This is a genomic window from Pseudomonas sp. MF06569, from assembly GCF_059862735.1.
This window is the reverse complement of the sequence record NZ_JCBCUZ010000014.1, coordinates 32,565-45,318: the sequence shown is the minus strand read 5'-3', so window position 1 is coordinate 45,318 and position 12,754 is coordinate 32,565. Positions and strand designations below refer to the sequence as shown.

Here is a 12,754-nt window from a genome sequence, read left to right as displayed (position 1 = left end):
TTTATCTATTATGGTAGTTCAAAATTTCAGCGATTTCCACCTGGGATAGATTGCCAGATTTGCTCGATGGCGTATCTAAGAGGTGTGCCGGTCCCATGTTATCGGCTGTCAGGTAACAAGCATCTGGGATCACACCCTAGACTCTCCGCAATCTGATAGAGCTTCTCTACCGTAATGTTTGCCTCGCCCCGCTCAATCCGGCCCATATAGCTGCGATCAACTTTGCATACAAGTGCAAGCCCATCTTGGGATATGCCTTTTGCCTTCCTTGCTTCCCTCACTTTTTTCCCTAACGCCTTCGCCAAATCGCTCATAGCTGCCTCAATTCACTCGAGGCAGGACTATCGGGCGTTTACGGACGAATCAGCCACGGACTATAATCCGTATTTTGTCTGCGAAAGCTTGGTTCCCTGCATGAAACATGATTCATTCGAGTTTGACAGGCAGCTGTATGACCTCCTCTGCCATGAACACCATCAAAGTTTCACGATCCGGCAGCTCCGGGATGCCTACGTGCTGACTATGGAAGGAAGCCCGAAACTCGCTGCAGTTCGGATCTACGTGTATGAGCAGATCCGGCGGCTGGTGCGTGCCGGATGGGTGGCCAAGGCGCCTATGCTTCGTAAGCGTGGCCAAGTCTATCAAGTCTTAAGCAAGCCTCCTGGCATAGACCTCATGCTGGTTGCATCTCGCTTCCGATGTGCAGACATCTCAGACCCAGTTGTGGGGGGGCATCACGCAAGTGACAATACAATTGATCCATCAGATCCAATTTTGCCAATCGCTGATCCGGCGGTAGCCCATAGCCGCTTAGAGGAAATGCTGAAGGAGACTCGCCTAGACCTTCTTTCCTCAATGGGAGAAACAGAACGTTACAAGCAGCTCTTTGAGGAAATCCCCCATTTGAAAGGGCTTCTTGAAAACGCTTATTACGAGGTTCGAGACCGCTGCTCCCGCCTGTTGGGTCATCTCCGCGCGCTAGAGACGACACTCAAGGCTGTGACCGCGGTATGAGCATGGGACTTCGCACATGGCAGGATCAATGCAAAAACACGGCGTTGGCTCAATACCTTGAGACGCCCCATTTTTTCTGTCAGGCCACTCCCGGGGCCGGTAAGACCAGGATGGCGGCTGAACTTGCAAAAGCGCTGCTGGATCAGGGCAGAATTGACCTGGTTTTGTGTTTTGCTCCATCACGCCAAGTGGTTGAAGGCTTCCGGCGTACTTTTTCTGATGTGCTGTCGAGACGACTCGATGGGCTGATTGGCGCCGTCGGCGCTGTGTGCACCTACCAAGGGATGGAATACCGGGATGAGACCTTTTGGAAGCTGTTCGATGATTATCGTGTGTTCGCTGTGTTTGACGAAATTCATCATTGCGCTGGCCACGATGCACTCTTAAGCAATGCTTGGGGGCAGCGTATAATTCAGCGCGTCCAGGACAGGGCTGCGTACACGCTAGCGCTTTCTGGCACGCCTTGGAGGTCCGACCAAAAGGCGATAGTCCTGGCGCGCTACTCGACTCCAGAAGGCAACCTTATTTGTGACTACCGTTACGGTCTTGAAGAGGCGATCTCGGACGAGGTATGCCGATCACCGCGAATAGTTATTTTGGACAATACAATGGTCAGACTCACAGAGGCCATTGAGAGTGATAATACGGTTACTGTTTTCCCCAACATCGCTAGCTTGCTTACAGACTCGCCAGTTACCTATGAAAGCCTGCTGTTCCACGAAGATGTCCTGAGACAGCTTTTGCTATTAGGGTGCCGGAAGCTCAAGGAAATTCGTAACGTGAAACCGGACGCTGGCGGGCTTGTGGTGGCAACAAATATCGAACACGCTCACCAAGTCGCAGCGATGCTCCGACTTGAAGGTGAGAGCTGCGATGTAGTCACAAATAAAACCCCAAATGCTCAGCGAGTGATCAACGATTTCAGGCACAGCAATCGGCCGTGGATTGTGGCTGTTGGAATGATTAGTGAGGGTACTGACATTCCGAGGCTTCAAGTGTGCTGTCACCTAAGCAGGATCAGGACTGAGCTTTATTACAGACAGGTCTTGGGCCGGATTCTGCGTCGTTCCGCTAGTAATGACACAGAGGCCTGGCTGTACGTCTTGGCCGAGCCTTCGCTGCAGCAGTTTTCTGAGCGGGTTGCAGACGATCTTCCCCGCGACGTCGCGGTGCTGAACTATCTTCAGGGTGTCTCAGAGGAGGTCGCCGCTAGCCCAGTTGAGAACTCGGCTGACCAGTACAACTGTCACCCTGTGACGCCGTTCCAAGGCGAGTGCTTTGAGCGCGAAAGCCAACAGTTGCCGGATGAGATCTATAGCTACGATGTTGGCCGAACCTACGAGCTCAACTTCTCTCAGCATTACCGGACACAACTGCTTCGAGTTTGCTAACGCAAGGGGCCACCATGCCTTACCAATCTAGTCTTTTGGCACAGCAATGTGCCGGGGCGAGGCGTATTTTCGATGGGCCTCCCCCCTAGGCTGGATTCTACTCGGCTGCGTCGTAGTCAAAGACACATGTGAACAGTGCCTCTGTAGCCGCATAGTGCCCATAGTGCCCTTGGGGGCGTCCGCTCTCAGAAATCAAATGTAGATTCTTGCGGGCACGGGAACCTACGACGTAGAGGAGCTTGTTCGCGGCATCCAGGCTTGCTGCCTCGGTGAAATGAGGCACCATCCCCTGAAGAAGGCCGAACGCGATGACCACATCGTACTCGGCACCTTTTACCCCGTGGATCGTCGAAACGGTGATACCAGTCCGCTCGCGAAATACCTTCCTGAAGAAAGAGATATCGTTGATGTACGGGGCCCCGTCCTTTTGGAGCCTGTCGATCCGAGATAGTGAGCTGCGAAAGAACGCATCGCGGTGCTCCATTAATGCGGGGAAGCTATGAAGGGCTACCCCGAGTCGTTCAAGCAGCGCGGTGAAGGCTTGGTCAAGGTAGGCAATCCCATCCATTTCGGAGATTGAAATTGAGTTGCATTCCCTCAATAGGAGCCGCTGTGTCAGGCGCGATGTATCAACGCCCAAATCACCCAGGTCGCTGATCACATCTCTGGCCCATCGCATGCGACGAACAAGCATCTTCGGCGATGACTCAGTCAGGATGATTTTCGAAACCTTGAACCAGAAGTTGTCTATATCGTTACTAAAGGGGACTAGACCAGGGCCGTCAAACTGCTGATCCGGAAGCATCCTTACTAGATGCCGCGTCGTCGATGCCAATAAAATCCACCATGGGGCGAGCACGCAGATCTCCTCAGGAGGATGCCCGGCAGCAAGGCTTGCTTGGATCAGTCGTACTAGCTCGTCATGCAAATTGGTGAGTGTTACGTGCTGGTTGTACGAAACCTTGCTTGGAAACGACGCATCCGATCCCGCGCTCTCGATTGATGTCGGATAAACGCTGAAATTCGAGAAGTGGGAAATGATCCTATTACTCGAACGGTAATTCCGGGTAAGCGCCATTTCTCTTATCGGGATTCCAGCTTCGGCACGAAAATCAGCCACCGGAACTGCGTAGCCACCAAGCGAGCCGTAGATAGCTTGGTTTGGATCGCCTACGATGAAGGTCTTCGTTCGCCCCGCTCCGGCACGCAAAATAGCGGTAAGAAGGCCATATTGAATTTGTTTCGTGTCCTGATACTCGTCTACCAGAACATATGAGAAGACCGAAGCGAGAATTGATGCAATATGCTTTTGATCACTCATCAGGACCTGCGCATACCAAAGGATCAGCTCGAAATCGATCTGACGCGCTTCGCCGAGCTCGCGAAAATACTCACCAAGAATTTTATGTAGCGTTTCATGCTTCCAAGCATCTTTGCATCCTAGGTGATAGCCCGTTTTGCTGAAGTAATAATCGCAATCCCAGTGCGTGATCTTTGGGTAGGGCGCGCATAGCCTATCGAGCATGAGTTCGCGGTCGTGTCTGTCTAGGACTCGATAGCCGCGGGAAAGCTCTGGAAGGTAGATGCCATATGGCTTAATGATCCACTCGAGGCAAAATGAGTGAATGGTCCCGATCCACAGCTTTGACGTGTCAACACCGAGACCTTCAATGCGCTCCTGAATTTCATCTGCTGCGCGGTGCGTATAAGTAATCGCCACGACAATCCGCTTGTCCGTGGCCCGCGAAAGCTCATAAGCGATCTTATAGGTCAACGTCCGCGTTTTTCCGCTCCCAGGGCATGCGATGAGGAATACGCTCGAAGGCTCCTCGATTGCGGCAGACTGCTCGGCGTTCAATTCACGGGAATCCCAGGCGAACATCAGGCAATGCCAACCATGAACGAATTAATGGCATCGCCTGGTAGCGCGAGGGCGACAGCAGCTTTTAGGAAAACCAGATCGATTTCGCCGCGTTGGAAACGCTCAACCTCACCCCTCAGGAGTGTTAGTCGTGGCTGTGCTGAAGGATCGGCATGGATTTGGCGGGCAACTCGATACTGTAGGATTCTGGCGAGCAGCAGAGGGGACATGTGCCCATGCGCGAATTGAAGGGCCTGCAAGATGTAGGGAGGGATCGCTACCTGATGGTCCAGCTCTTCGGCGAGCATGATTGCAAACCAGCCTTTCCCCTCATACTCAGCCATCAACAGCGCACGAAAACCTACTAGGTGAGGTTGACCCGATCGAAGGGCTTCCACCGCCTCTTTGATAGTGTGCGGCGCTATATAGACCTTGCTCGCTGCTCGAGCGAACGCCTCTTCGTTGCCCGCTGATACGAGGTCAACTTCAAAGGTGTGTGGTGCATAGAAGGCCGAGATCCAAGGGTTTCCAGCGACAAAGGCATCGAGACCAACCTTGCGTTCGACGCCAGCTTTTTGGGAACCTATCGCCTTGCGTTTCTTGCTTGCCAGAAACTCATGATCAGTGGGCTGCGGCGTCACATCAAAGAAGGTGGTATCAAGGTCAGTAACTATCGCACAGCGCTTGCGGATTCGGAGGTCGTGAAAAAGGACTGCGACGTTTTTGAACCCCGTGCTGCGTATGTTGATGACACTAATACCCAACTCATCAACGCTCAGCCCAAGCACCTTTTTCACCAATATCGGGATCAGTATCTCCTCCGCATCGCCTTCAACGAGTAGTACGCTTTTAGCGAAGAGCAAATTACTGCGGACAGCATCCAGATATCTCTGGATGCTTCTCACCTCTGATGGCTCAAGCCCCGTAGCGGGTTGGTAAGCCTCGCAATATGAGCCTTGCCGCCCCAGAATGTTGACGTTAGTGACATTGCTCACTTCGGAGATGTGGGTCGAATGCGTTGTGTAGATAATCTGGGCATCGCTGTAGGAAATACGGTCGAACAGAGTCTTCTGGATATGGGTGTGAATGTGCGCTTCGGGCTCCTCGATCAGTAGAAAGTTGGCAATGGCAAGCTTCTCACGCTGATACTTGAACTCAAGAAGCTTCAGCGTCAGGTAGATGAGGTTTGCTCCGCCCAAGCTCAGCTCGTGAATACCACCCTCATACCCATCATCGGCCTCGCCTACAAAAAGGCGCAGGGACTGAAATAATTTTTCTGCCTCATCTGGTAGGTCAGATTTAATCGAAAGCGAAGCAGGCGAGTAGGTTTCTCCGGCCGCATCTTTGATCGTTTCGCGAATGTGGTTACGAACCGACTGCACATCTTCGAGTCCTTCGATAGAGGCATTCAGGTCTCTGACCATTTGGGTTATAGGAAGCATCGACACTGGATCTATCTCCCCACTCTTACTCTTGAGTAGCGCAAACAACGGGTTCGTTCGGTTGTTGTGAAACTCGGCAACGACGTCCCGGAGGGCTTGTATGAAGGTCAGTGACACTTCTTTCGTAACCGAGAGGAATCCAGGTACTTTAGCCCCGATCTGAGGGAATTCAGTTTCAGCACTGAAAGTACACGTTTCGAAATTACCCACAATCGACTGGTAGACGGAAGGGTCGCTGAAGTCGGCGCTGCTTCTTCCCGTGAACACAGTTTCGTAGTCATCGATCGTGATGGTACTGCGTATTTCCGCGAGCACCTCATCATCAAAAATATCTAGAGCAGCCAGCTTGAGCCGGATCTCCTTTTTCGGACGGAAGATGAGGTTATAGGTTGCCTTCGCTAGCGGTCCTTCTTCTAGCGCAGCGGTGCCGTGAAGAAATAGCGCCTGAACGGCTTCGTCGGCGCTGATCTGTTCAAACTCAACACTGATAATGATCCAGTGACCTCGCCATTCACCGAGCGATCGGCAGAAGTCGGACTCCTCCAGTCGATAGGCTGCACGCACCATGGTGTCATCCAATAGTAGACGGATTGCGCGCAGGATATTGGACTTACCTGAGCCATTTTCGCCGATGATGGTGTTGACGCCCCGCTGAAACTTTAGCGTTGTGTTGCTGAAGTTTCGGTAGTTCACCAAAGTCATTTTGGAAATGTGCATAATTCTCCAGAGCGCCAACGCTCATGAACAGTCTTGTCTGTTTGTGAACGATGGTAGCGTGAGGGAGCATCGTATTCCCACAGAAACCGCTCACAGGCGCCCACCAACAGGCGCAGGGATTGCGCTGTTCCGCAATAGCTTGATCTCATGGCTCAACCTCAGATGTTAACGAGGCAAATGTGATGCAAGACTCACGAGTTTTAGAACTCTTCTTTCGAGCCCCGGTCGAGTGCTGGAGTACAGATCGCCAGTTTGGATTTGGACATACAATCACGAGCGATCGAACATGGCCCTCGGAGGCATTCCCCCCCTAACAGAAGTTGGCCCTAGTAGCTTGATCTCTATTTCAGGCGAGTATCAAAAATGGGGGCATTATCAGGGGCAGTTTCATAAGGTTTTTTCCTTAAGGCTTAGTGGGTACAACCCGAGAGGTTCCGACGGCGCATTAAGCTGTAGGCTGCCGGTATGACAAACAGGGAAAGCAAGGGAGCAGTGACCATCCCGCCGACCATTGGCGCGGCGATGCGACTCATCACTTCACTACCGGTTCCGCTGCCCAACAGAATGGGCAACAGGCCGGCAATGATGACGGACACGGTCATGGCCTTGGGGCGAACGCGCTGTACAGCTCCTTCACGGATCGCCGCCACCAGCCCAACTTCCGTGTTGTCGCCGAGGTCTACACGTTCGACCCAAGCGTTCTTGAGGTAGAGCAGCATGATCACACCGAATTCGGCCGAAATTCCGGCCAGCGCGATAAAGCCGACCCCGGTTGCGACCGACAGGTTGTACCCCAATAGATAGAGGAACCATGCCCCGCCCGTGAGGGCGAATGGCAGAGTGGCCATGACCAAAAAGGCCTCATCGAAGCGGGCGAAAGTCATGTAGAGCAGCACGAAAATGATCAACAACGTGGCAGGCACAACTAGTTTTAGTCGGGCGTTGGCCCTTTCGAGAAATTCGAACTGCCCCGAGTAGCTCAGGCTCATACCTGGCTGCAACTTGACCTGTTCACTGACGACCCGGCGCAGATCGGCGACGACTGAGGCAATGTCCCGGCCCCGCACGTCGATATAAACCCAGCCCGAAGGCCGAGCATTTTCGCTCTTGAGCATCGGCGGGCCGTCGCTGACCTTAATCTTCGCCACAGTACCCAGGGTGATCTGGCTGCCTAACGGGGTGTAGATAGGTAATTGCTCCAAAGCACCGAGCGAGTCACGCCACTCCCGTGGGTAACGCACGTTGATTGGAAACCGTGCCAACCCCTCAATGGCCTCCCCAACGTTCTCTCCACCGATAGCACCGGCCACGATGGATTGCACATCGGCGATATTCAGGCCGTAGCGGGCGGCGGCCTTGCGATCGATATCCACATCGATATATCGGCCACCGGTCAGTCGCTCCGCCAGAGCCGAGCTGACACCAGGCACCCCCTTGGCCACGCGCTCGACCGCCTGAGTGACCGTATCAATTTCCATCAGATTGGTGCCGGCAACCTTCACCCCGATGGGGCTCTTGATCCCCGTAGCCAGCATGTCGATACGGTTGCGAATTGGCGGTATCCAGATATTGGTCAGCCCCGGAACTCGCACCACTCGATCCAATTCTTCCACCAGTTTTTCCGGTGTCATACCTTGACGCCATTGCTCGCGTGGTTTGAATTGAATGGTGGTTTCAAACATCTCCAGGGGAGCCGGATCGGTTGCGGTTTCGGCACGCCCTGCTTTACCGAAAACGTGTTCGACTTCAGGCACGGTTTTGATCAGACGGTCGGTTTGCTGCAGCAGCTGCGCGGCTTTGTGTGCCGATAACCCCGGAAGTGCAGAAGGCATGTAGAGCAGATCGCCTTCGTCCAGCGGTGGCAGAAACTCGCCCCCCAGGCGAGACATTGGCCATAGCGCACTGCAAAATACCAAGAGCGCCACCAGTAGCGTGACCTTGGGACGACGCAGTACTGCATCCAGGGCTGGCTGATAGAGTCGAATCAACCACCGGTTCAACGGGTTCTGTTGTTCATTGGGAATTCGACCTCGAATCCAGTAACCCATCAGCACTGGCACCAACGTCACTGACAGTCCCGCCGCTGCCGCCATGGCGTAGGTCTTGGTGAAAGCCAACGGGCCGAACAGCCGCCCTTCCTGGGCCTCAAGGGTAAATACCGGAATGAACGACAGGGTGATGATCAACAAGCAGAAGAACAGTGCCGGGCCTACCTCCGCAGCCGCTTCGGTCATCACGTGCCAATGACGCTCGCCGTTCAGTTCCTCCCCAGGGTTGGCAGCGTGCCAAGCCTCTATCTTCTTGTGGGCGTTCTCGATCATCACCACGGCGGCATCGACCATAGCGCCGATGGCGATGGCAATCCCGCCCAAGGACATGATGTTGGCGTTGATGCCTTGGTAGCGCATGACGATGAAGGCAATCAACACGCCCACCGGCAGCGAAATGATCGCCACTAGGGATGAGCGCAAGTGCCAGAGGAAGATCCCGCAGACCAGCGCGACGACGATGAACTCTTCGATGAGCTTGTGGCTGAGATTTTCCACCGCGCGATCGATCAGCTTGCTGCGGTCGTAGGTGGTGACGATTTCAACGCCGGCCGGCAAACTGGATTTCAGTTCGTCGAGTTTGGTCTTGACCGCCGCAATGGTCTCGCGGGCGTTCTTGCCGTTGCGCAAAATCACCACACCACCAACGGTCTCGCCTTCGCCGTCGAGTTCGGTGATGCCACGTCGCATTTCCGGGCCCAATTGGATGGTGGCGACATCGCCAAGGGTGACCGGCACTCCGGCCGCCCCCAGTTTTAGCGGGATGGCCCGAAAGTCATTGAGCGTCTTCAGGTAGCCGGAAGCTCGCACCATGTACTCAGTCTCGGCCATCTCCATCACGGCGCCGCCCGTCTCCTGGTTGGCCTTGCCGATAGCCTCGGTCACCTCCGCCTGTGTGATGCCCAGACTGGCCAACTTGAGCGGGTCAAGCTGCACCTGGTACTGCTTGACCATGCCTCCCACCGTAGCCACTTCAGCAACATTGGGCAGGGTCTTGAGTTCGAACTTGAGGAACCAGTCCTGAAGTGCGCGCAGCTGTGCCAAGTCGTGCCCACCCGTGCGATCCACCAGTGCGTACTGATAGATCCAGCCCACTCCCGTTGCATCCGGCCCCAACGCAGGTTTTGCACTGGCCGGCAATCGGTTTTGTATCTGACTCAGGTACTCCAGCACTCGCGAGCGGGCCCAGTACAAGTCCGTGCCGTCTTCGAACAGCACGTAAACGAAGCTGTCACCGAAGAAGGAATAACCACGTACCGTCTTGGCTCCCGGCACTGAGAGCATGGTGGTGGCCAGCGGATAGGTCACCTGGTTCTCGACAATCTGCGGCGCTTGTCCCGGATAAGGGGTGCGGATGATCACTTGCACATCTGAGAGATCCGGCAACGCATCGATCGGTGTGCTCTGTACCGACCAGATGCCCCAAGCAGTGACGAACAGCGTAGCCAGTAGCACCAGAAACCGGTTGGCCACCGACCAACGAATCAGTGCAGCAATCATGGCTGGCTCCCCGATTTGTCCAGGCGCTCGACACGCAAACCATCGTCAGTTTGGCTCACCGCGATCCGAACCTTGTCCCCCGCCTTGAGGCCCTGCATCAGCGCCGGACTGGCGAGAGGAAAAGTCATCGTCATGCCGGGCATGCCCAGCGTCTTGAAAGGACCATGGGCGAGCGTCACGTCTTTGTCGTTGATCTCAACAATCTGCCCATCGGCCTCATGAAAACTGGAGGCTGTTGCGCCGAGTGGTGAATCTTCCTCAGCGCTGGCAACAATGCCTTTAAGACTGGCTTCCGAGTCGAGCAGGAACTGGCCAGACGTAACCACTTTCTGTCCTTCTGTCAGACCTTTCACAATCGCCGTCTTGCCATCGCTTTCCTGCCCGAGTTGCACCTCCACCGGGCGATAGCGACCGGCGTCTTCAGCGAGCATCACCAGGGCGCGTCGGCCAGTGCGAATGACTGCTTCACTCGGCACCCACAACACACTTTCCCCGGTCGAATGACTCAGGCGCACCTGCGCCGTCAAACCGGGCCTGAGGTGCTCGTCCGGGTTGGGTAGTTCCACCCGCACCCGAAGAGTGCGGCTGTCCGGATTGGTCTCGGGCAAAATCGCGCTGACCTTGCCTCTGAACGTTGTCCCCGGGAAGGCTGGCAGACGCGCTTCGACCGCCTGCCCCACAGTGATGGCCCCGGCATCGGATTCTGGAACAGCCACGGCTAGCCATATACTGCTCAAGCCATTGACCCGTGCCAGAGTCTCGCCCGTCGCCACGGTCATGCCCGCGCGTACGTTCAGCTCTTGCAGCACACCGGCGATGGGACTGGTCAGGGTCAGATACGGTTGAACCTTACCGCTACGTTCAACCTGAGTAATCAGTGCTGCGGGCATCCCTGTGAGTCGCAGGCGCTGACGGGCCGCAACCAACAGATCGGCATCCCCGTTACGCCTCAGGGCCAGAAACTCTGTCTGAGCCGCGGCCCATTCCGGCACCAGAATATCCGCCAGGGCGGCATTGGCTTTGAGCACATCCCCTGGAGCAAGGGCATAGACCCGCTCCACAAAGCCGGCGGTACGGGCCTGAATCACCGCGACATCACGCTCGTTGAACGCCAAGACACCTGCCACATCTAGGCTGGAATCAAAGACTCCCCGGGTGACCGTCGCAAAACGCAAACCGAGGTTCTGGGTCAGGCTTGGATCGATACTGACGACCGCACGATCCCCTTCGCTGCTGGCGTATTGAGGCACCAACTGCATGTCCATAAAGGGGGACTTTCCGGGGTTATCAAACTTTTGCTGCGGGTACATGGGGTCGTACCAATACAGAGCCTTGCGTTCACCCGACGGGCTGACACCCCTCTCCTGGGCAGTACTGGATACTCCGTTCATCCGCTGCTGAGCGAACCAGTAACCACCGGCAACACCCAATGTCAGCGAGATGCCTACCAACAATGCCCCATTCCACTTTTTAAGGATCACTGGCTGGGCTCCCCATAGGCAAAGTACAGGCGCGCACTGGTCAGCGCCCGCTGCTCTTCCACCTCAATCTGTTTGAGACGCGCTTCGATGAGCTCACGCCGGGCCGCAACAACGGCATTTAAATCGCCTTTTCCGGCACGATAACTGGCCATGCTGAGTTCGACCTTTTCCTTGGCCAGAGGCAACAGACTGTCCTGGTTTCGGTGCACCGCACGATTCAGACGCTCATAGTCAGCCAGTTGGTTTTCCAGTTCCTGAGTGTGCTCGCGTGACAGGGCTTCACGCTCGGCCTCAAGCTGGCTGAGTTCAGCCTGCTTGGCTGCGATTTTGGGATTTTGGCGAGAGCCAGGAAACAGCGGCAGATCCCAGGAAAGCTGCACACTGACCATATCCCCAAACGCTCGGCCACGGTGCTGGTAATCCAGCTCCCAGCTCCAGTCTGACTGTTTCTCCGACACGGCTTCACGAACCTTGGCTTGCGCTTCTCGGGTCATCGGGGCAAACGCTGCCAGCTCGGGATGGTGCTGCAGGTTATGGGAGTAACCGGAGGTATCGACGGACCATTCAGGCAAGCGGCCCACAAGCTCGTCGTTGGCAGCGGGGCCAATCCAACGCTTGAGGGCAGCTCGGGCCTGCCTTCGCTGCTGAATCAGATCGTCCTGTTGCTCCGCTAGTCGAGCCGCTTCTTGCTTGGGTGTTACCGCATCGGCGGGTTGAGCCCGGCCACCGGCAATCTGAGCCAGGACGGTATTGCTCAGCAGGCGGTTCTCTTTGTAGAAGTCCTGGAACAGTGCATCTTTGCGCTCAACCGAGTAGCTACTGATCCAGGCCAACGCCGTGGATTGGCGTACGTTCAGACGTTCGACCCGCCGCTGCGCCGCGGCGCGTTCAACGGCCGCATCGGCGACCTCAATGCGCGCCTTGCGCTTGTCGCTGTTGGGCATTTCTTGCCTGACTCCAACCATTTGCATTGTCATGAAGTCTTGGTCGATGCTCCAGCGATCCGGGCCGCCAACAGGATAGTTCTGCACACCCAGCAGCAGTTTGGGGTCAGGCAACTCCCCCGCTGGAATGGCTGCGCTGCTGGCAGCCTGAATTTTGGCGTCTTGTGCGGTCAGCGACGGTGCATTGTTTTCGGCCAGCCGCAACGCTTCATCAAGCGTCAATCCACCCGCCAAGCTCGGCAATGCCAGAACGCTTACCGCCAGACCGGCCACGAGGGACCAGCCTATGCAATAGCACTTTGAGTTCATGTTTAGGATTCCTGTGATCATCCACTGCACGCATCAAAAGACATGCG

8 protein-coding genes are annotated in these 12,754 nt (G+C 55.4%); 2 read left to right on the top strand and 6 right to left on the bottom strand.

Translation table 11 applies throughout. The features are described from left to right. Nucleotides 1-98: 98 nt before the first annotated feature. On the bottom strand, nt 99-314 hold the full coding sequence (locus AC19YQ_RS14510) for a helix-turn-helix domain-containing protein (protein ID WP_010655487.1): 216 nt from the start codon (nt 312-314) through the stop codon (nt 99-101). Nucleotides 315-414: 100 nt separating this feature from the next. On the opposite strand from AC19YQ_RS14510, the gene AC19YQ_RS14505 reads away from it, so the two are divergent. After that, a complete protein-coding gene (locus AC19YQ_RS14505) occupies nt 415-1,014 on the top strand; it encodes a VspR family transcription factor (RefSeq protein WP_029612172.1) in 600 nt (199 codons plus the stop codon). Then, nucleotides 1,011-2,405 carry a DEAD/DEAH box helicase gene (locus tag AC19YQ_RS14500; protein ID WP_010655489.1) on the top strand — a complete coding sequence of 465 codons (1,395 nt, stop codon included), beginning with the start codon at nt 1,011-1,013 and terminating at the stop codon, nt 2,403-2,405. Before AC19YQ_RS14505 ends, AC19YQ_RS14500 begins: the two co-directional genes overlap by 4 nt. A gap of 97 nt (nt 2,406-2,502) precedes the next feature. Here AC19YQ_RS14500 and AC19YQ_RS14495 read toward each other — a convergent pair whose 3' ends face one another. From AC19YQ_RS14495 to AC19YQ_RS14475, 5 genes are all read right to left on the bottom strand, one after another. Next, nucleotides 2,503-4,287, bottom strand: coding sequence for a UvrD-helicase domain-containing protein (locus tag AC19YQ_RS14495; RefSeq protein ID WP_010655490.1), 1,785 nt, complete (start codon nt 4,285-4,287; stop codon nt 2,503-2,505). After that, nucleotides 4,287-6,425, bottom strand: coding sequence for an ATP-dependent nuclease (locus AC19YQ_RS14490; protein WP_010655491.1), 2,139 nt, complete (start codon nt 6,423-6,425; stop codon nt 4,287-4,289). The genes AC19YQ_RS14495 and AC19YQ_RS14490 overlap by 1 nt, the downstream gene beginning before the upstream one ends. A 410-nt stretch (nt 6,426-6,835) precedes the next feature. Next, nucleotides 6,836-9,973 carry an efflux RND transporter permease subunit gene (locus AC19YQ_RS14485; RefSeq protein WP_010655492.1) on the bottom strand — a complete coding sequence of 1,046 codons (3,138 nt, stop codon included), beginning with the start codon at nt 9,971-9,973 and terminating at the stop codon, nt 6,836-6,838. Further along, nucleotides 9,970-11,454: an efflux RND transporter periplasmic adaptor subunit gene (locus AC19YQ_RS14480; RefSeq protein ID WP_010655493.1), complete on the bottom strand. Its 1,485-nt coding sequence runs from the start codon at nt 11,452-11,454 to the stop codon at nt 9,970-9,972. The genes AC19YQ_RS14485 and AC19YQ_RS14480 overlap by 4 nt, the downstream gene beginning before the upstream one ends. Next, a complete protein-coding gene (locus AC19YQ_RS14475) occupies nt 11,451-12,707 on the bottom strand; it encodes a TolC family protein (protein WP_010655494.1) in 1,257 nt (418 codons plus the stop codon). The genes AC19YQ_RS14480 and AC19YQ_RS14475 overlap by 4 nt, the downstream gene beginning before the upstream one ends. Nucleotides 12,708-12,754 lie beyond the last annotated feature (47 nt).

Bases quoted from the DNA above. Each gene is read 5' to 3' on its own strand.
- AC19YQ_RS14510 (WP_010655487.1), bottom strand. From the start codon at position 314: ATGAGCGATTTGGCGAAGGCGTTAGGGAAAAAAGTGAGGGAAGCAAGG.
- AC19YQ_RS14505 (WP_029612172.1), top strand. From the start codon at position 415: ATGAAACATGATTCATTCGAGTTTGACAGGCAGCTGTATGACCTCCTC.
- AC19YQ_RS14500 (WP_010655489.1), top strand. From the start codon at position 1,011: ATGAGCATGGGACTTCGCACATGGCAGGATCAATGCAAAAACACGGCG.
- AC19YQ_RS14495 (WP_010655490.1), bottom strand. From the start codon at position 4,287: ATGTTCGCCTGGGATTCCCGTGAATTGAACGCCGAGCAGTCTGCCGCA.
- AC19YQ_RS14490 (WP_010655491.1), bottom strand. From the start codon at position 6,425: ATGCACATTTCCAAAATGACTTTGGTGAACTACCGAAACTTCAGCAAC.
- AC19YQ_RS14485 (WP_010655492.1), bottom strand. From the start codon at position 9,973: ATGATTGCTGCACTGATTCGTTGGTCGGTGGCCAACCGGTTTCTGGTG.
- AC19YQ_RS14475 (WP_010655494.1), bottom strand. From the start codon at position 12,707: ATGAACTCAAAGTGCTATTGCATAGGCTGGTCCCTCGTGGCCGGTCTG.